Source organism: Dermatobacter hominis, from assembly GCF_020715685.1.
Classification (GTDB): Bacteria; Actinomycetota; Acidimicrobiia; order Acidimicrobiales; family Microtrichaceae; genus Dermatobacter; species Dermatobacter hominis.
This window is the reverse complement of the sequence record NZ_CP085840.1, coordinates 4,478,624-4,497,500: the sequence shown is the minus strand read 5'-3', so window position 1 is coordinate 4,497,500 and position 18,877 is coordinate 4,478,624. Positions and strand designations below refer to the sequence as shown.

Here is an 18,877-nt window from a genome sequence, read left to right as displayed (position 1 = left end):
AAGCGGACCGACGGACGCCAACTCCGGGGACGCCGCCGGATGGGTGCTCCTGTGCTGCTCCGACACCGTCCGGATGCTGCTCCCGCGAAGGTCGAACGAGTAGGGTCGTCCAAACCGGCTCACGGTCGGATCGGGCCAGATCGTGGTCCGGACAGGCCGGTCGAACCCCCCGCCGACAGAAAGGCACGGCCGCCGAATGCGCGTCCCCGCAGCAGCCATCTCGTTCCCAGACGAGGACCGGGAGTGGATCCTCAGCCAGATCGACGAGAGCCTCCGCTCCGGTCAGCTGACGCTCGGCCAGGTCGGCCGTCAGCTGGAAGCCGAGTTCGCGGACGCCCACAAGGTCGCACACGCCGTCAGCGTCAGCTCCGGCACCAGCGCCGTCGAGATCCCGCTGCGGGTCCTCGAGTGCAAGGGCAAGGAGGTGCTGGTCCAGGCCAACACGTTCTTCGCCACCGCCGCCGCCGCGGTGTCGGCCGGCGCCGACATCAAGTTCGTCGACTGCGACCCCGCCACGATGGCGATGGACCCCGCCGCGCTGCAGGCGGCGATCGGCCCCAACACGGTCGGCGTCGTCGTCGTCCACATCGGCGGGTTCATCCCGCCCGCCATCCGCGACATCCAGCGCATCTGCTCCGAGAACGGCCTCTGGCTGTTCGAGGACGCGGCGCACGCCCACGGCAGCTCGCTCGACGGGCAGATGGCCGGGACGTTCGGCGTGGCCGGCTCGTTCAGCTTCTACCCCACCAAGGTCATCGCCGGCGGTGAGGGCGGCATGCTCATCACCAACGACAGCCACTTCGTGGACGAGGCCAAGATCTACCGGGACCAGGGCAAGGCGTCGTTCCTCACCAACGACCACACCCGGCTCGGTTACAACTGGCGCATGAGCGAGCCGCACGCGGCGATCGCGCTCAGCCAGCTCCGCCGGCTCGACGAGTTCGTCGACCACCGCCGCCACGTGGCCGCCCTCTACGACGAGGCGCTGGCCGACGGCCCTGTCACCCCGCTGGCGATCCCCGACGAGTCGCGGTGCAACTACTACAAGTACATCGCCTTCCTGCCGGCCGGCGTCGACCGCTCGTTCATCAAGAAGCGGATGCGCGAGGAGTTCGAGGTGGCCCTCTCGGGTGAGGTGTACGAGCTGCCGCTGCACCTGCAGTCGGTGTTCGAGCCGTGGGCCGACGGTCCGCTGCCGGGTGCCGAGGAGCTCTGCGCCCGCCACATCTGCCTCCCGGTCTCGGCCGTGATGACCGACGAGCAGGTCGAGTTGGTGATCACCGCCCTCAACGAGGTCATCCCCTCGTGAGCGGCATCGTCGCCGTCACCGGCGGTTCCGGCTTCATCGGCTCGAACGTCGTCGACGCGCTGATCGACTCGGGCCGCCGCGTCCGGGTGATCGACGCCGTCGAGCCCCACCGCAGGGACGTCGAGTGGTTCGCCGAGGCCGACATCCTCGACGTCGAGTCGCTCAAGCCCGCGATCGAGGGCACCGAAGCGGTGTTCCACCTGGCCGCCATGGCCGACGTGAACGACATCTACGCCGATCCGGCCCGGGCCGTGGCGCTCAACGTGCAGGGCACGGTCAACGTGCTCGAGGCGGGCCGCCTCACCGGCGCCGGCCGCACCGTGCTGGCCTCGACCGTGTGGGTCTACGGCTCGACGGTCGGCGAGGTCGTCGACGAGACGACGCCGTTCACCGAGGACCTCGACCGGCACCTCTACATCACGACGAAGATCGCGTCCGAGTTCGCGTGCCGCGACTACCTCAACCTCTACGACCGCCCCTTCACGGTGCTGCGCTACGGCATCCCCTACGGCCCCCGCATGCGGGAGACCACGGTGATGAGCGCGTTCTTCCGCCGGGCGCTGTCCGGTGAGGCGATCACGATCGACGGCGACGGCATGCAGAGCCGGAACTTCGTCTACGTCGAGGACCTCGCCAAGGCCCACGTCCTGGCCCTGCAGCCGGAGGCCGAGAACCAGGTGATCAACGTCGACGGCCCGGTCCCCGTGACCATCCGCCAGGTGGCCGAGATCACCGCCGAGCTGGCCGGCGACGTCGAGGTCAGCTTCGGCCCGAGCCGCCCCGGCGACCTGAAGCCGCAGACGGTCCGCAACGACAAGGCCGTCGACGTGCTGGGATGGAAGCCCGAGGTCGACATCACCGACGGCATGCGCCGCAGCTTCGACTGGTACGTCGCCAACCGCACCGGGAAGGACTGAACATGACCGAGCCTCGTCGGATCGCCGTCGTCCCGGCCTACAACGAGGAGCCGACCGTCCGCGACGTGCTCGGCAAGCTGTACGGCTACGTCGACGAGCTCGTCGTGGTCGACGACGGGTCGACCGACGGCACGCGCCGCGAGATCCAGCTATTCATGGACGGCCGGGACGGCGCCCGCATGCTCGTCCACGAGGTCAACCAGGGCATGAGCGAGGCCTACTACCTCGCCTTCGGCGACCTGCGCCGGCGCCTCGAGTCGGGCGAGCTCTCGCCCGACGACTTCGTCTACACCGTCGACGCCGACGGCCAGCACGAGCTCGCCGTGCTCGAGGACCTGCACCGCCAGATGTACGACGAGGACCTCGACGCCCTGCTCGTGCAGCGGGACCTGTCGACGTACCCGGCGTACAAGCAGGCCGGCAACTGGGTGATGAGCACCTGGGCGACGATCTGGTCGGGCGGCGTGCAGCTCAAGGACGTCGAGTCGGGCTATCGCATCTTCCGCCTCGGCGCGCTGGCCGACGCGCTCGACTACTACCAGGGCTACAAGTACTCGGAGACCGTCGAGGTCGCCGTCGTGCTGTCCCGGCTGGGCTACCGGGTCCGCAACGACATCGTCGTGCCGGTGCCGGTGTTCCGCTCCCGCACCCGCATGAGGGACGTGGTGATCGACCTGGCGGCGATGCCCGCCGCCGCGTTCCGCGTCACGCTCCGGCGACCGAAGGACCAGCGGGTCCCGAGCCTGGTGCCCCCGGTGCTGGTCTCGAGCGGCATCGTCGCCGCGGCGCTGTCACCGCTGGTGGTCACGGCGCAGCTGGTGCGCCGCCGTCGCCGCCGCTCCCGCTGAGCCAGAACCGCTCCCAGCTCGGGAAGCTCTCGGGCACCGTGCCGCGCCCGTCGGGGCGCTCCGGCCAGTTCGCCGGCGCCTGGTCGAGCGGGTTCGTCGGCGCCGCCTCGCCGTACCAGAGCTCGTGGAGCCGGCGGACGAAGCGCCACCGGCCGTCGCGCCGGGCGTAGGTGTCGCGGTAGAGGATCGACTGGTGGACCCAGCGGTCGCCGTCGGCGACCTGGCCGAGGCAGTAGACGAGCCCGGTCGCGTCGTCGGGGCCGAGGAGGTCGATCTGGTGGGTGCCGACGTGCAGCATGCTCACGCCGACGGCCGACAGCGACGCCTGGAACGACGCCCGCAGCGCGTCGCGCCCGAACGTGTCGCGCCCGACCTGCACGTCGTCGACGAACAGCTCGACGAGCGCGTCGAGGTCGCGGGAGTCCACCGCGACCGCGTAGCGGTTGGCCAGCATCCGGATCTGGTCGTGGGCGACCAGCCGGGCCAGGTCGTCGGGGCCGGGGTCGGCGGACGGTGCGCTGCTCACTCGGGCAGGTCCGGGGCCCACGGCACGCCGTTGATGTGGCCGCCGCCGTCGGCGTACAGCGTGTTGCCGGTGACGTAGCGGGCGTCGTCGGAGGCGAGGAACGACACGACCCCGGCGATGTCGTCGTCGGGGTCGCCCATGTAGCCCATCGGCACCTGCGTGAGGATGTCGGCGATCATCTCGGGCATCGCCGCCTCGACCGCCTTGTAGGACGCCGTCGCCGCGCCCGGGCAGAGGGCGTTGGCCCGGATCCGGTGACGGGCCCACTCACGGGCCGCGGTGCGGGTCAGGGCGCGGAGGGCCTCCTTGCCGACGTTGTACTCGGCGGTGAACGGGTGGGCGTTCACCCCGTTCAGCGAGCAGACGTTGATGATCGACCCGCCGCCGGCGTCGCGCATCGTCGGGTACGCCCGCTGCATCGACCAGTGCGCCGCCCAGAACGCCATCTGCAGCCCGTGCTGCATGACGGCGTCGGTCTTGTGCTCGAGCCGGCCCATCTGGCCGCCGCCCCAGGCGTTGTTCACCAGCACGTCGATCGAACCGAACGCGTCGACGGCACGATCGACCGCGTCCTCGACCTCCTCCTTCACCAGCACGTCGGTCGGGACGAACACCGCCTTGGCGCCGAGCCCGCGCAGCTCCCGCTCGGCCTCCGCACCGGTGGTCGGGTCCACCTCGGCGAGGACGACCGACGCGCCGTCCCGGGCCAGCCGGCGGGCGGCGGCCCGTCCGATCCCCTCCCCCGCGCCGGTGACCAGCGCGACCTTTCCGGTCAGATCGCTCATGGCGCCGGACGCTAGACCGCGGTGGTCGGCGCGCGGGCGGCCGCTCAGCAGTCGTCGTCGGGGAGGTAGGCGGGGCCGCCGACGAGCTCGTCGAGCCGGACGGGCTCGAGGCCCTTGCGCTCCAACCCGTCGAGGATGATCGGCAGCGCGTCGAGCACGACCTGTCGATCGACGTCCACGTGGCCGTCGATGCTGTCGTGCAGGAGGATGATCGACCCCGGCCGCACCCGGTCGAGCACCCGCCGGGCGACCAGCTCGCCGTCGTCGGTCACCCAGTCCGCCGCCGAGACGTCCCACGTCGCCGTCACCATGTCGCGCCGGGCGACCTGCAGGTTCATGAGCGGCGTGCGCTGGCCGTGCGGCGGGCGGAAGAACCGGGGGCACACGCCGACCTCGCGCCCGATGACCTCCTGCGTCTCGCCGAGCTCCGGGTAGAGCGGGTTGAGCCAGCCCCAGTAGTCGTGGCGCCAGGAGTGGTTGCCGACCAGGTGGCCGTCCTCGACCAGCTGCCGGGCGATGTCGGGCCGCTCGGCGACGGCCTTGCCGACCAGGAAGAACGTGCCCCTGGCGCCGCGCTCGTCGAGCATGCGGGCCACCTCGAGCGACGCCGTCGAGTTCGGTCCGTCGTCGAACGTGATCGCCACCTGCGGCCGGTCACGGGGCCCGTGCCAGACGACCGGGCCGAACCACGACAGCTGCGGGTCGTTGCAGCCGGTCCAGGCCACCAGGCCGACCGCGCCGACGACCGCCACCGTGAGGAGCGCGCGCCGCACCCCCCGCCCCTCCGACGCCGGGCCGGCCGGCGAGCCGGCGGCCGGTCCGACCCTGGCGGCCCGTGCGATCGCCAGGACGGTGGTGGCGACGACCGCGGCGATCGCCGCGACCACGAACGGCAGCGACGAGCCGGTGCCGCCGATCGACCACGCCCCCAGGACGGAGACGACGGCCAGCGCCACGCCGGCGGCCCGGGCCGCCGTCGGCCCCGGCCACGGTCGCGGACCGGCGACGAGGCCGGCCCCCGCGCCGACGAGCAGGGCGATGATCGCCGTCGACACGCCGGCGGGGGTCACCGAGTAGAGCAGGCAGGACAGCACGACCAGGACCGCGCCCACCCAGCGGGTGCGGGCCGTGGCGGCCCGGCGCGCGTACAGCGCCGCCAGCCCCGCGGCGAGCAGCACGGCCACCACGACGGTGACGACGTCCCGGAGGGCCGGCGAGCCGGGGAGGGCCGGGATCGGCAGTGCCACCAGCCCGAGCCCGTATCCTGTTGCCACCGCGGCCGGCGCACCCCTGCGCCCCGCGCTCACGTCATCGACCACTCGCCCGCCTCGGACCGCACATGACCGTCACCACGCCGTCGGACCGCACATGACCGACGTGTTCCCCTCGCACGGGCCCACCGTAGCGAGCGGTCGGAGGGCCCCCGAGAACCCGGCCGGCGGCGACGACACCCCGGAGTGGGACGCGCAGTCGCCGCTGCTGCTGCGCACGGGGCGGATCGCCGCCGTCGCCGTCGCCGCGGCCTGGGCGGTCATCTGCGTGATGATGCTGCTGCGGCCGGTCTTCATCAGCCACGACTCGCTGAGCAACAACGTCCACGTCTGGTTCATCTCGGACCAGCTGTGGAGCGGCAACGGAATCCCCATGCACGTGCCGGCGCTCGCCAACGGCGAGGCGCTGACGTTCCCGTACTCGTCGATCCCGTGGATCACCGCCGCGCTCGCTTGGCCCCTGCTCGGCGACCGCGCCGTCACCCTGTGGCTGATCGCCGGCTTCGTCGCCACCGTCGTGGCCACGTTCTGGACGTTCCCGACGCTGCGCCGGGGCTGGTGGGCCGCCGCGACGCTGACGAACCCGTCGCTCGTCATCTCGCCCCTGCTCGGCCAGCTGCCGTTCATGTGGTCGATCGCCGCCTTCACCTTCGCGATCGGCCTGTGGCGGCGGTCCAAGGTGCTGCCGGCGGTGCTGCTGACGACCGCGGCGTCGATCATCCACCCGGCCGTCGTCATGCCGATCATCGCCCTCACCGTGCTGCTCTGGCTGCCGTTCGAGGAGCGGGAACGGCGACGGTCGCTCGTCGGCTGGTGGCTGCTGACCGTCGTCATCAGCCTTCCGGCGGTGTGGGCGGTCTTCCAGTCGCCGGTCGTCGCCCAGACGTCGATGGCCACGCAGGTCGGCGCGCTGCTGCAGACCGTCGGCATGCGCCTGCTCGTGCTGGTGGTGCCGATCGTGCTCGTGCTGATGCAGGTCTACCTGCGCCCGCCCGGGTGGGCCCCCGTGGCCCTGACCGTCGCCTTCGTCGTGCTGCAGTGGCCGATGTACACCCCGTTCGGCATGGACTTCGCCTGGGGCAGCCTCACCCGCGACCCCGACGCCCAGGTCGACGCGTTCGTCGACTCGGGCGGCGTCACCGAGGGCGACACCTACCGGGTGCTGACCGGGCTCGACGGCAAGTACGGGCTGTACGCCGTGGCGCGGGCCGGCGGCGTGCTCGACGCCGAGTTCTTCCCCGAGGGCCTGCACCGCGGGCCGTTCGGGTCGGAGGCCGGCTACGCCCGGTTCCTGCAGGAGCGACAGGTCGACACGGTCGTGTCGTTCCCGTCGTACACCGAGCGCTACACGCGCTCGAACGAACCCGAGCTGCTCCAGGCGATGTCGACAGAGGGCTGCGTCGAGGGCGTCCAGGTCGTGCGGCGCCCGGGCGGCAACCCGTGGGCCGTCTACGACATCGATCGCAGCTGCTGACCCGGGCGCGGCCGTTCGGCGCGCCGGGACGTCCCGGTCGTGGGCGCCACCCGACGGGAGTGGAGGGCCCGCACGGGGGCATCAGCCGAGGCGCAGACCCATCTCGTCGAGGCGGCGGTCGGCGGACTCCTGCGCCACGCCGAGGATGCAGGCGATCGCCCGCATGTCGTCGCGGCGGATGGTCAGCACCCGGCCGTTGAAGTCCTGGCGCTGCACCTGGATCATCCGCAGGTAGCGGCTCAGCATGTCGGCCTCGGCGCCGTCGATGTCCTCGAGGCGCGTCAGGTCGATGCGGGCACCGGAGCTGTCGACCTCGCGACGACCGGCCTCGTCGGGGTCCTCGCCACCCGGGAGGAGCTGGTCGACCGGCACCTTGTAGAACCGGGCCAGGCGGTGGAGGCGCGGCACCGAGATGGCCCGCTCGCCCCGCTCGTAGGCGCCGAGCACGGACGCCTTGAACTCCTGCCCGGAGACCTTCTCCACCTCTTGGAGGGAGAGCTTCTTCTGCTTGCGGATCTCGCGCAGGCGCTCGCCGACGACCTTGGCGTAGCCGCCGTCGTCCAACGCCTCGTCCTGCGATCCCACGCCGTCGTCCAACATGTCCTCATCCATCCGGTCGCCCGCTCTCCCTCGGTCCAACCACGGTCGTCTCACCCGACCTCGGCCCTACCTGTGGCTGCGATCGGTACTCGACCACTGTGCGTCATCATCCGACCGCATACCACGAGGAAAACTACCCTCATGTGCACGCAGCGTGGCCAGGCCGCCCGCCGCGTCATTCAGGACGGCGGAGCGCGGCCAGCACGACGCCGGCCGTGATCGCGGCCGTCTCGGCCCGCAGCACGTGCTCGCCGAGCGACACCGGCGGCGCGGCGGCGAGCGCCCGCTCACCGTCGGTCCACCCGCCCTCGGGCCCGACCACGACCGAGCGCAGGTCCGGCCCGGGCTCGGCGCCGCCCGTGTCGGCGAGCGCCGCGCCGCCCGACAGGAGGCCGGCGAGCGATGCCGGCTCCACCGCCGGCAGCCACAGCCGCCGACACTGCTGGGTCGCCTCGAGCGCGACGCGCCGCAGCTTCTGCAGGTGCTTGTCGGCCCGCTCCCCCTCCCACCGGACGACGGACCGCGCCGACGACGTCACCACGATCCGGTCGACGCCCAGCTCGGTCAGCTTCTGCACCACGAGCTCGGGACGGTCGCCCTTCACCGGCACGAACGCGACCGAGATCGGATCGGCCGGGGCCGGCTCCCGACCCCCCTCCTCGCCAGGGACGAGCCGCTCGCCGCCGTCGAACGTGCACCGGCGCCACCCGCCGGCGCCGTCGGCGGCGCACACGGACTCTCCGGGCCGCAGGCGCAGCACCCGGCCGAGGTGGTGCCGGGCGCCCTCGTCGAGCAGCGGACCGGCGGGGTCGTCGACATCTGCGACGACGACCTGGGCGACCACGCCCTCGCGGTGCGCTGGCATCGGACCGGGCACGCGGTTCGAGCCTCGGAGCCTCAGTGGCTCTGGAAGGCGGACTTGACCTTGGAGAAGAAGCCCTCGTCGGCGGGCGCGACGTCCTCGCCCCGCAGCGCGGCGAACTGCCGGAGCAGCTCGGCCTCCTCGTCGTCGAGCTTGGTCGGGGTCTCGACGTCGACGACCACGATCAGGTCGCCGCGGCCCCGGCCGCCGAGGTGGGGGACGCCTCGGCCCTTGAGGCGGAAGCTCTGCCCGCTCTGCGTCCCCTTGGGGACGACGAGGTCCTCCCAGCCGTCGAGCGTCTCGAGCGGCAGCCGCACGCCGAGCGCGGCCTGGGCCACGCCGATCGAGAGGTGCTCGACCAGGTCGTCGCCCTCGCGGGAGAAGCGCTGGTGCGGGGTCACGCGCAGGTGGACGTACAGGTCGCCGGGCGGCCCGCCCCGAGGGCCGACCGCACCGCGCCCGGTGAGCCGGAGCGTCGAGCCGTCGTCGACGCCCTGGGGCACGTCCACCGTGTAGGTCCGGTCGCCGACGATCCGGCCCTCGCCAGCGCACGACGGGCAGGGCGAGGCGATCGTCTGGCCGGCGCCGCCGCAGGACCGGCAGACCGTCGCGGTGACGATCTGACCGAGCACGGTCTGGCGCACCATCCGCACCTCGCCGCTGCCGCCGCAGTCGGCGCAGGTCTCGGGGCTCGTGCCCGGCTGGGCGCCCGTGCCGCCGCAGTCGTCGCACCGGGCGGCGGTGCGCACGGTCACGTCGGTCTGGGTGCCGAACACCGCGTCGTTGAACTCGATCGTGGCGACGACCTCGAGGTCGCTGCCGCGCTGGGGCCCGGCCGGGCCCCGGCGGCCGCCGCCGAACGGGCCGGCGCCGCCGCTGAAGAACGCGTCGAACAGGTCGCCGAGCCCCGACGCACCGGAGCCGAACGGGTCACCGAGGTCGAAGCCGTCGGCCGAGCCGAAGCGGTCGTAGCGGCCCCGCTTCTCGGGGTCGGAGAGCACCTCGTAGGCGGCGGCGAGCTCCTTGAAGCGCGCCTCGGCCTGGGGGTCGTCGGGGTTCGCATCGGGATGGCACTCCCGCGCCAGCCGGCGGTAGGAGCGCTTGATCTCGTCCATGGAGGCGTCGCGCGACACCTCCAAGATCTCGTACAGGTCAGCCACCCGTCATCCCTCGCCCGGTCGTCCTTCGGTCAGCATCCGGCTCAGTCGACGGCTCACGACCGACACCGTCGACACCGTCTCGGCATAGTCCATCCGCGTCGGGCCGAGCACGGCGATGGCCCCCGCCGGCGACCCGCCGGCCGAGTACGGGGCCACCACGAGCGCGCAGTCGGCCAGCGTCTCGACGCCGGTCTCGGAGCCGATCGCGACCGTCAGGCCGCCGTCGATCAGCTCCTTGAGCAGCGACACCACGACGAAGTGCTGCTCGAGGATCGTCAGCACCTGCTCGACCGTCTCGCGGGTCTCGAACGAGCCGGCCACGTGGGCGGCCCCGTCGACGAACACCTGCTGGCCCGCCTCGGCGACCGCCAGGCGGACCGCGTCGGCGGCGGCGTCGGCCACGACCGCGCCCCGGGCGCCGGGAGGGGCCGTCCAGGTGGCGAGGGTCGCGACGCCCCGGCCGACGAGGCCTTGCACGACCAGCGACTGCGCGTCGGCCAGGTCGTCGGACGAGAGGCCGTCGGGGAACTCGGGTCCCGGATCGAACGTGCGCTTCAGCACCACCCCGTTGCTCAGCACGACGACCGCCAGCACCGTGCGGGGGCTGAGGTCGACGAGCTGCACCGAGCGGACGTCGGCCACCTCGGGCGCGTCGCCGACGACGACCGCGGCGCTGTGGGTCAGGCTCGACAGGAGCCGGGTGGTCTCACGCAGCATCGACTCGAGCTCGCCGTGGGCCGAGGCGAAGAAGTCCCGGACGGCCCGGATGCTGGTCGGGCTCGGCGAGTCGACCCCGCCCAGGCCGTCGACGAAGAAGCGGTAGCCCTTCTCGGTCGGGACGCGGCCGGCGCTCGTGTGCGGCTGGGCGAGGTAGCCCTCGCGCTCCAGCACGGTCATCTCGTTGCGCACCGTCGCCGACGACACCGCCACGTCTGGCCGGGCGGCCACGGTCGTCGACCCCACCGGCTGGGCCGTCTCGATGTACTGCTGCACGACGGCGCGCAGGATCGCCGCCTTGCGCTGGTCCAGGTCCCGGTCGTCGAGCATTGGCACTCAGTGTACGCGAGTGCCAATTCAGCCACGCTGCACACCCGGCGGCCGTCACAGGCCCAGCCCGGTGCGACCAGGACGGGCCTGACGGGTCAGCGCTCAGTCCTCCAGGCGGAGCGCGCTGATGAAGGCGTCGGAGGGCACCTCGACGCGGCCGAGGTGCTTCATCCGCTTCTTGCCCTCCTTCTGCTTCTCGAGCAGCTTCCGCTTGCGGGACACATCGCCGCCGTAGAGCTTGGCGGTCACGTCCTTGCGGTACGCCTTCACCGTCTGGCGGCTGAGGATCCGGGAGCCGATGGCGGCCTGGATCGGCACGTCGAACTGCTGGCGAGGGATCAGCTCGCGCAGCTTGTCGACCATCTTCTTGCCGTAGTCGTAGGCCTTGTCCTTGTGGACGATCGAGCTGAACGCGTCCACCGGCTCGCCCGAGATCAGGATGTCGACCTTGACCAGGTCGGCCGGCTCGTCACCGATCGGCTCGTAGTCGAGGCTGGCGTAGCCCTGCGTCCGGCTCTTCAGCTGGTCGAAGAAGTCCATGACGACCTCGCCGAGCGGCATCTTGTACTGCAGCTCGACGCGCTCGGGCGACAGGTACTCCATCTTCACCATCTCGCCGCGACGGGTCTGGCACAGGTCCATCAGCGCGCCGGTGTACGACGTCGGGGTGATGATCGTCGTGCGGAGGTAGGGCTCGAGGATCGTCTCGATCGAGCCCGGGTCCGGCAGGTCGGCGGGGTTGTCGATGACGAGCTCGTGGCCGTCGTCGCGGATCACCCGGTACTCGACCGACGGCGCCGTGGCGATCAGGTTCAGGTCGAACTCGCGCTCCAGGCGCTCCCGGATGATCTCCATGTGGAGCAGCCCGAGGAACCCGCACCGGAACCCGAAGCCGAGCGCCCCCGAGGTCTCGGGCTCGTAGGTGAAGCTGGCGTCGTTGAGCTGCAGCTTCTCGAGCGACTCGCGGAGGTCCTCGAACTCGTCGCCGTCGACGGGGTACAGGCCGCAGAACACCATCGGCTTCGGGTCCTGGTAGCCGGCGAGCGGCTCGGCGGCCGGAGCGGCGTTGTCGGTGACGGTCTCGCCCGAGCGGGCCTCGCCCACGTCCTTGATGCCGGCGATCAGGTAGCCGACCTCGCCGGGGCCGAGCTCGGCCACCGGGAGGTTGTCGGGGGTGCGCACGCCGACCTCGATGGCCTCGTGGGTCGCGCCGGCCTGCATGAACCGCAGTCGTGAGCCCGTGCGGAGGTGGCCGTTCACGACCCGCACCGAGCTGACCACGCCGCGGTACTGGTCGAAGTGGGAGTCGAAGATCAGGCCCTGCAGCGGCGCGTCGGCCTCGCCCTCGGGGGCCGGGATGCGGTCGATCACCGCGTCGAGCAGGTCGCTGACGCCCTCGCCGGTCTTGGCCGAGATGCGCAGGATGTCCTCGGCCGGGATGCCGAGCACGTTCTCGATCTCCTCGGCGTAGGTGTCGGGATCGGCGGCCGGCAGGTCGATCTTGTTGAGCGCGGCGACGATCTCGAGGTCGTTCTCGAGCGCCAGGTAGCAGTTGGCCAGCGTCTGGGCCTCGATCCCCTGCGACGCGTCGACCACGAGGATCACGCCCTCGCACGCCGCCAGCGACCGGGACACCTCGTAGCCGAAGTCGACGTGGCCGGGCGTGTCGATGAGGTTGAGCACGTGGCTGCGGTGCTGGAGGCGGACCGACTGCAGCTTGATCGTGATGCCCCGCTCCCGCTCCAGGTCCATGGAGTCCAGGTACTGGGCCCGCATGTCGCGGGGGTCCACGGCGCCGCAGATCTCGAGCATGCGGTCGGCCAGCGTCGACTTCCCGTGGTCGATGTGGGCGATGATCGAGAGGTTGCGGATGGCGTCGAGTGAGGTCATGCGTGTGGGGCCCCGGCCGGTCGTCCGGGCCGTCGGTCGGTCCACCAGTCTGGCAGCGCGACCGCGCGAGCCCGGCATCACGTCGCTCCCGGCGCCGCGGAGTGCACCGTGGGCGGCGGCGCGGCTATCGTTGACCGGTCGCCCGGCGAGTGCCGGTGCACCCACACCCCCGCCGGCCGGGTCGCCGGCCGAGATCGATCAGGACCGGACAGCAACCGCCATGGCGAACATCAAGAGCCAGATCAAGCGCAACCGTCAGAACGAGCGGGCGAACGAGCGCAACCGCGCCGTCCGCTCCGAGCTGAAGACCCGCACCAAGCGCGTCGAGGCCGCCATCGAGGCCGGTGAGCCCACCGAGGAGCTCCTCAAGGACGCCATCAAGCGCATCGACCAGGCTGCCGCCAAGGGCGTGCTCCACAAGAACACCGCCGCCCGCCGCAAGGCCCGCCTGGCGAAGAAGGTCAACGCCGCCGACTGACGGCACCCCGCCCGCCGGAGCGACCTCCGGCGGCGGATCGCCCGCCCGAGCCCCCTCGTCCCCCGGACGAGAGCGCGGCGAGGCGGGCCACCAGGACCTCGAGCGTCTGCTCGGGAGGTCCCCCCGTCCGGCCCCGCAGGTCGACGTCGGCCCGGGCGAGCAGCTGCGTCGCCCGGGCGAGCTTGGCGGACCCGAGCTTGTTCGCCTGCGTGAGCGCCTTCTTCGCCGGGAAGGTCGAGCCCTTCATGCCGAGCAGCGCCGCGGCCTCCTTCTCGTCGCGGATGCCGGCGCCGTCGAGCCGGAGCATCCGCCCGTAGTGGCTGTTCAGGGTGGCCATCACCGCGAGCGGGTGCCGGCCGCCGCCCTGCACCATCCGCCGCACGTTCGTGACGGCCTGCGCCACCCGCCCGCCGTCGATCGCATCGGTGACGTCCCACGGCGGCACGCCGCCGGAGTCGCCGAGGAACGGCTCGACCTCATCGGGCCCCAGGGGGCCGGCGCCGCTGCCGAAGGTGGCCTCGAGCACCCGGAGGATGCCGTCGAGACGGTTCAGGTCCTCGCCGAGGCGCTCGACCACCAGCTGCTTGGCCGCCCCGCTGAGGCGGACGTCGGCGGCGTCGAGGCGGTCGTCGACCCACATCGAGGCGCCCTTGCCCTTGGGCATGCCGTGGTCGGCGACGGTGCCGCCCGCCTCCTTCACCGCGGCGGTCAGCTTCCGCGGCACCGGCCCGCGGCGGACCCCCGCGGTGGCGGGCGGGCTCCAGACGAGGACGAGGCTGGCGTCGGGTGAGGGGTCGGCGAGGTAGTCGAGCAGGACGCCGATGTCGGCGGCGCCGGCCGGGGCGTCGTCCACGTCGTCGGCGCCGTCGTCATCGTCATCGGCCTTGCCGCCGGTGCCGAAGCGGCCCATGTTGCGGGCCACGACCACGCGGTCGCCGAACATCGACACCGTCTGGGCGGCGAGGACGACCGCGCCGATGTCGTAGTCGTCGCCGGAGAACTCGGCGAGCACCTCGTCACGGGCGGCGTCGCCCACCAGGCGGTCGACCAGCTCGAGCACGGCGTCGTTCAGGAGGACGGGGTCGCTGCCCTTGAGCAGGTGGATCTCGCCGCTCACCGCGCCGCTCCCCCGCGCTCGACCACGAGCGCCTGCGTGACGTCGGCGGCGCGCCGGGCGTCCCGCGCCACCTCGCCGTCGATCGGCTCGCCGTCGGGCAGCACGACCACCGCGGCGCCGGCCTCGACCGCAGCGGTCACGACGGAGGCGACCGGGCCGTCGTCGAGGTCGAGCACGAGAGCCGCCACGGCGCCCTCGGCGGCGAGCCGGCGGACGGCCGCCAGGCGCGACGCGAGGTCGCCGTCGGCCGACACCACCCGGACCGGTCCGTCGAGCGCCCCGAGTTGGGCGGCGGTGGCGACTCGGACGGTCACGGCGCCACCGTACACGGCGCCTCCGACGCCGCTGCCGGGCCCGCCGACCGCCCACTGCCGGCGTCCGAGCGGTCGCCGCCCGCCCGGCCGGTCGGGGCCTGCAGCGTCGCGTCGAGCTGCTCCGCGACGTGCACGCTCGACTCCGACGGCGGCCCCACGACGACCTCGGCCCGGACCACGCCGGCGCGCTGCAGCGCCTCCAGCGCGTCGACCACGTCGACCGCGCCGTCGAGCACGACCGTCGCCCCGCACACCGTGACGCCCGGCCCGACGACCGTCGGACCGACCGGCGGCGGCACCGGGCGCACCGCGACGGCGACGAGCGCCACCGCGACCGCGACGGGCCACCGCCGGCCGCGACGGAGGAGCAGCGCGGCGCCGGCGCCGACGAGCAGCGCCAGTCGGGTCGGCCCGAGCAGCGGGAGCGGCGATCGCGAACCGGTCGCGGCCACCGCCTCGACCCAGCCCACGAGGAGCCGGCTCGGCCACTGGAGCACCGAGGCCACCGGGGCGACGAGCCCGCCGGCGACCACGCCGACGGTCAGCCCGAGGACCATGACCGCACCCGCCACCGGCACGGCGAGCACGTTCGTCACCGTGGCCACCGAGGGCACCCCGCCGTTCAGACCGAGCAGCAGCGGGGCCGTCGCCAGCTGCGCGGCGATCGTGCAGGCCAGCGCATCGGCCAGCCACCGGGGGCCGGGCAGCCGCTCGGACAGCGGCCGCACCCCGACGAGCAGCCCGACGGTGGCGCACACCGACAGCTGGAAGCCGAGGCCGGTGACGAGCAGCGGGTCGGCGAGCAGGAGCCCGACGACGGCCAGCGCCAGGACCCGAGCGCCCGACACGAGCCGGCCGGACGTGGCCGCGAGGAGCGCGACCGACGCCATCGCCGCGGCGCGCAGCACCGAGGCCTCGGCCCGCGTGAGGAGCACGAACAGCGCGAGCACCGCCAGGCCCACGAGCCACCGGGTCCGCAGCCCGCACCGGGCCATGACCGGCCGGGCCAGGAGCAGCACGAACGCGACGTTCTGACCGCTGACCGCCAGCAGATGGCCGAGGCCCGTGGCCTGGAACCGGAACCGGTCGAGGTCGCCCTGAGCCCGGTCGTCGCCCAGCACCAGGCCGAGATACAGCGAGCGGGCGCTGGGCTCGAACGACGACGCGCCGTCGGCGACCAGCCGGTGGACGCCGTTGGCGAGGCGGTACCAGGGCGCCGCCGGCGGCCCACGGCTGATCCGCGTGACGACCAGCCGACCGGCGAGGTGGCGGCTGCGCTGCCAGCCGACCGGCGCGCCGTGGAAGGCGCTCGGACGGCCGGCGACGACGACGTGGTCGCCGGTGAGCAGCGGCCGCAGCACCCACTCGTCGGACCGCCCGACCTGCGCCTGCCAGCGCCGGCCGCCGATCCGCAGCTCGACCGTGGTGCCGAACCGCCCGGGCTCCGGGTCGCCGACCAGCTGGGCGGTCCCCTCGACCCGGTCGGGCAGGGGCGCCTCGAGGGCGCGCAGCGACGCGTCGGACCGGCCGCCGGCCACCAGCGCGAGCGCCAACGCCACCTCGACCGGGTGCCGGTGCACGAGCGCCAGGACGACCACCGCCACCAGCACCGGGACCGGGACCGCGACGCCCAGGACCGCGCAGAGCGCCACCAGCACCGCCGTCGCGACGAGGGCGGCGTCGCTCACGCGCCACCGACCGTGACCAGGTCGCGCAGGGCGTCGAGCTTCGCCTCGCCGATCCCGCGCACGTCGAGCAGCTCCTCGACGGAGCGGAACGGCCCGTGCTCGTCCCGGTGGGCGATGATCGCCTGCGCCGTGCTGGGGCCGACCCCGGGGAGCGAGTCGAGCTGCTGCGCATCGGCCGCGTTGAGGTCGATCGGAGCGCCCGCACCCTGAGCGCCGGCCCCCGGCGCACCGGCCCCGGGGGTGCCTGCACCGGCGCCCGATCCGGCCGGCACCTGCGGCGCGACCTCCGCCGGCGGCGGCTGGCCCACGAGCGGGACGGCGAGGCGCTCGCCGTCGACGACGGGCGCGGCCAGGTTGACCCGGTCGGGATCGGCGCCGGGGGCCAACCCTCCCGCAGCCGCCACCGCGTCGACGGCCCGGCTCCCGGCGGGCAGCGTCACCACCCCTGGGCGGACCACCGCACCGGCCACGTGCACGACCACCGGCCCGCCGCCAGGGCCGGACCCCGTCCCGGCGGTGGTCGTCGATCCTCCTGGCGATGCGTCGTCGGGCGTGAGCGCGGTCGAGGCGGGTGGCTCGGACGCAGCCCTCGGCAGCGCCTCGGCCGCGTCAGGCGGCCGGCGCAGCAGCTGCCAGGCGGCGAGGCCGACGAGGACGGCGACGACCGTCGCCGCGACCGGCAGCCACGGCCGCGGTCCCGCCCCCCGTCCCGGCTCCTGCCCCCGCCCCGGGCCCCGGCGCTCTCGACGGGACGGGAAGAGCTCGGCCACCCGCTCCCACGGCGTGCGCGGCGCGTCGGGGCGCGCCAGCTCGTCCATCGCGGCGTCGCGCACCGGCGACCGTCCGTCCACCGCGCTCCCCCGGCGCACCGGAACCCTCGGTGCGCCTGGCCGGGCCGGCCGTGCCGGCGTCGTCGGGGGAAGGCGGGACCGAGGCTAGGGCGCCGCGGTCGTGGCGGTCACCGGGGAGCGCTCCCCGGTGACCGGCACTGCGACGTCAGCGCACAGGGGACGACGACGTCAGCGGCGTGAGCGGTCCCGGACCTCAGCGGTTCTGGGGGAACCCGAGGTCGACCGCGCTCGTGGCGGGGTCCGGCCAGCGGGTCGTGACCACCTTCGAACGCGTGTAGAAGTGCAGCCCCTCGGGGCCGTACATGTGGCTGTCGCCGAAGAGCGAATCGCCCCAGCCGCCGAACGAGAACGCCGCGACGGGCACGGGGATCGGCACGTTCACGCCGACCATCCCGACCGGCACCTCGTCGACGAAGCGGCGGGCGGCGCCGCCGTCGCGGGTGAAGATCGCCGTGCCGTTGCCGAACGGGTTGTCCCTCAGGAGCTGGACCGCGGCGTCGTAGTCGGGGACGCGGACGACCCCGAGGACCGGGCCGAAGATCTCGTCGCGGTAGCAGGACATCTCGGGCGTGACGTCGTCGATGATCGACACGCCGAGGAAGAAGCCGTCGCCGTCGAAGCGCTGGTCCCGCCCGTCGAGCACGATCCGGGCCCCGGCGTCGGCCGCGGCCGGCAGGTAGCCCGCCACCTTGTCGCGGTGCTCGCGCGTGACCAGCGGGCCCATCTCGGACTCGGGATCGGTGCCGGGGCCGATCTGCACCGCCTTGGCCCGCTCGGTGATCGCCGAGACGAGGCCGTCGGCCACGTCGCCCACCGCCACGACGACCGACACGGCCATGCAGCGCTCGCCGGCCGAGCCGTACGCGGCCGACACGGCGGCGTCGGCGGCCATGCCGAGATCGGCGTCGGGCAGCACGATCATGTGGTTCTTGGCGCCGCCCAGCGCCTGGACGCGCTTCCCGTGGGCGGTGCCGGTCTCGTAGATGTAGCGGGCGATCGGGGTGGACCCGACGAAGCTCACCGCCTGCACGGTCGGGTTCACGAGGAGGGCGTCGACGGCCTCCTTGTCGCCGTGCACGACGTTGAACACGCCGTCGGGCAGGCCGGCCTCGGCGAGCAGCTCGGCGAGCAGCAGCGACGCGGACGGATCCTTCTCGGACGGCTTCAGCACGAACGTGTTGCCGCAGACGAGGGCGTTCGGAAACATCCAGAGCGGCACCATCGCCGGGAAGTTGAACGGGGTGATGCCCGCCACGACGCCCAGCGGCTGCAGCACCGAGTGCACGTCGACGCCGGTCGCGACCTGGTGGCTCATCGCGCCCTTGAGCAGGTGGGGCGCGCCACAGGCGAACTCGACGTTCTCGATGCCGCGCTGGACCTCGCCGGCGGCGTCGGACAGGACCTTGCCGTGCTCGGCGGTGATCGCCGCGGCCACGTCGGAGCGGTGGGCGACGAGCAGCTCGCGGAATCGGAACATGATCTCGGCCCGGCGGGCGAGCGACACGTCTCGCCAGGTGGTGAAGGCGTCGGCCGCGACGCCGACGACGCGGTCGACGTCGGCGGCGCTCGCGAAGGGCACGGAGCCGGTCACGGCGCCGGTCGCGGGGTCGAACACGTCGCCGCTCCGGGAGGAGCTCGCCGTGTCCCCGCTCTCCCCGCTGTGGGGAGCACCGCCGATCCAGTGCGGGATGGTCGTGGCGGTCATGGATATCGGTGTCCTGTCTCGGGCGGCCGGGCGGC

General features: G+C 73.4%; 18 protein-coding genes. 5 read left to right on the top strand and 13 right to left on the bottom strand.

Features of this window, described 5'->3' with window-relative positions:
- Window positions 1–196: 196 nt before the first annotated feature.
- The 3 genes from LH044_RS20975 to LH044_RS20965 are packed head-to-tail and all read left to right on the top strand — an operon-like array spanning window position 197 to window position 3,074.
- Window positions 197–1,309, top strand: coding sequence for a DegT/DnrJ/EryC1/StrS family aminotransferase (locus LH044_RS20975; protein WP_227757589.1), 1,113 nt, complete (start codon window positions 197–199; stop codon window positions 1,307–1,309).
- Entirely contained in the window at window positions 1,306–2,226 is a 921-nt protein-coding gene (locus tag LH044_RS20970) for an NAD-dependent epimerase/dehydratase family protein (RefSeq protein WP_227757588.1), read from the top strand. The genes LH044_RS20975 and LH044_RS20970 overlap by 4 nt, the downstream gene beginning before the upstream one ends.
- A 2-nt stretch (window positions 2,227–2,228) precedes the next feature.
- Window positions 2,229–3,074, top strand: a complete 846-nt coding sequence (locus tag LH044_RS20965) for a glycosyltransferase family 2 protein (RefSeq protein ID WP_227757587.1) — start codon at window positions 2,229–2,231, stop codon at window positions 3,072–3,074.
- Here the strand turns inward: LH044_RS20965 and LH044_RS20960 are convergent.
- The 3 genes from LH044_RS20960 to LH044_RS20950 are packed head-to-tail and all read right to left on the bottom strand — an operon-like array spanning window position 3,031 to window position 5,632.
- Window positions 3,031–3,600 carry a nuclear transport factor 2 family protein gene (locus LH044_RS20960; RefSeq protein ID WP_227757586.1) on the bottom strand — a complete coding sequence of 190 codons (570 nt, stop codon included), beginning with the start codon at window positions 3,598–3,600 and terminating at the stop codon, window positions 3,031–3,033. The two genes, LH044_RS20965 and LH044_RS20960, sit on opposite strands and share 44 nt — an antisense overlap.
- A complete protein-coding gene (locus LH044_RS20955; protein ID WP_227757585.1) occupies window positions 3,597–4,385 on the bottom strand; it encodes an SDR family NAD(P)-dependent oxidoreductase in 789 nt (262 codons plus the stop codon). The genes LH044_RS20960 and LH044_RS20955 overlap by 4 nt, the downstream gene beginning before the upstream one ends.
- 44 nt (window positions 4,386–4,429) lie before the next feature.
- Window positions 4,430–5,632, bottom strand: coding sequence for a polysaccharide deacetylase family protein (locus LH044_RS20950; RefSeq protein WP_227757584.1), 1,203 nt, complete (start codon window positions 5,630–5,632; stop codon window positions 4,430–4,432).
- 121 nt (window positions 5,633–5,753) lie between these two features.
- Between LH044_RS20950 and LH044_RS20945 the strand changes: the two genes are divergently transcribed.
- Window positions 5,754–7,130, top strand: a complete 1,377-nt coding sequence (locus LH044_RS20945) for a hypothetical protein (protein ID WP_227757583.1) — start codon at window positions 5,754–5,756, stop codon at window positions 7,128–7,130.
- Between the two features lie 81 nt (window positions 7,131–7,211).
- Here LH044_RS20945 and LH044_RS20940 read toward each other — a convergent pair whose 3' ends face one another.
- From LH044_RS20940 to lepA, 5 genes are all read right to left on the bottom strand, one after another.
- A complete protein-coding gene (locus tag LH044_RS20940) occupies window positions 7,212–7,742 on the bottom strand; it encodes a transcriptional regulator (protein WP_227757582.1) in 531 nt (176 codons plus the stop codon).
- Window positions 7,743–7,905: 163 nt separating this feature from the next.
- Window positions 7,906–8,607: an RsmE family RNA methyltransferase gene (locus LH044_RS20935; protein ID WP_227757581.1), complete on the bottom strand. Its 702-nt coding sequence runs from the start codon at window positions 8,605–8,607 to the stop codon at window positions 7,906–7,908.
- 20 nt (window positions 8,608–8,627) lie between these two features.
- The gene (gene dnaJ, locus LH044_RS20930) at window positions 8,628–9,752 is read right to left on the bottom strand and encodes a molecular chaperone DnaJ (protein WP_227757580.1); all 1,125 of its coding nucleotides are present in this window, start codon (window positions 9,750–9,752) and stop codon (window positions 8,628–8,630) included.
- A gap of 3 nt (window positions 9,753–9,755) precedes the next feature.
- A complete protein-coding gene (hrcA, locus tag LH044_RS20925; RefSeq protein ID WP_227757579.1) occupies window positions 9,756–10,799 on the bottom strand; it encodes a heat-inducible transcriptional repressor HrcA in 1,044 nt (347 codons plus the stop codon).
- Between the two features lie 102 nt (window positions 10,800–10,901).
- Window positions 10,902–12,689 carry a translation elongation factor 4 gene (gene lepA, locus LH044_RS20920; RefSeq protein ID WP_227757578.1) on the bottom strand — a complete coding sequence of 596 codons (1,788 nt, stop codon included), beginning with the start codon at window positions 12,687–12,689 and terminating at the stop codon, window positions 10,902–10,904.
- A gap of 220 nt (window positions 12,690–12,909) precedes the next feature.
- Between lepA and rpsT the strand changes: the two genes are divergently transcribed.
- Window positions 12,910–13,167 carry a 30S ribosomal protein S20 gene (gene rpsT / locus LH044_RS20915; RefSeq protein WP_227757577.1) on the top strand — a complete coding sequence of 86 codons (258 nt, stop codon included), beginning with the start codon at window positions 12,910–12,912 and terminating at the stop codon, window positions 13,165–13,167.
- On the opposite strand, the gene holA is transcribed toward rpsT, so the two are convergent.
- From holA to LH044_RS20890, 5 genes are all read right to left on the bottom strand, one after another.
- The gene (holA, locus tag LH044_RS20910) at window positions 13,151–14,284 is read right to left on the bottom strand and encodes a DNA polymerase III subunit delta (protein ID WP_227757576.1); all 1,134 of its coding nucleotides are present in this window, start codon (window positions 14,282–14,284) and stop codon (window positions 13,151–13,153) included. The genes rpsT and holA overlap by 17 nt on opposite strands.
- The gene (locus LH044_RS20905; RefSeq protein WP_227757575.1) at window positions 14,281–14,598 is read right to left on the bottom strand and encodes a hypothetical protein; all 318 of its coding nucleotides are present in this window, start codon (window positions 14,596–14,598) and stop codon (window positions 14,281–14,283) included. The genes holA and LH044_RS20905 overlap by 4 nt, the downstream gene beginning before the upstream one ends.
- On the bottom strand, window positions 14,595–16,286 hold the full coding sequence (locus tag LH044_RS20900) for a ComEC/Rec2 family competence protein (protein WP_227757574.1): 1,692 nt from the start codon (window positions 16,284–16,286) through the stop codon (window positions 14,595–14,597). Before LH044_RS20900 ends, LH044_RS20905 begins: the two co-directional genes overlap by 4 nt.
- Window positions 16,283–17,119, bottom strand: a complete 837-nt coding sequence (locus LH044_RS20895) for a ComEA family DNA-binding protein (protein WP_227757573.1) — start codon at window positions 17,117–17,119, stop codon at window positions 16,283–16,285. The genes LH044_RS20900 and LH044_RS20895 overlap by 4 nt, the downstream gene beginning before the upstream one ends.
- Before the next feature lie 211 nt (window positions 17,120–17,330).
- Window positions 17,331–18,842, bottom strand: coding sequence for a CoA-acylating methylmalonate-semialdehyde dehydrogenase (locus tag LH044_RS20890; RefSeq protein WP_227757572.1), 1,512 nt, complete (start codon window positions 18,840–18,842; stop codon window positions 17,331–17,333).
- Window positions 18,843–18,877 lie beyond the last annotated feature (35 nt).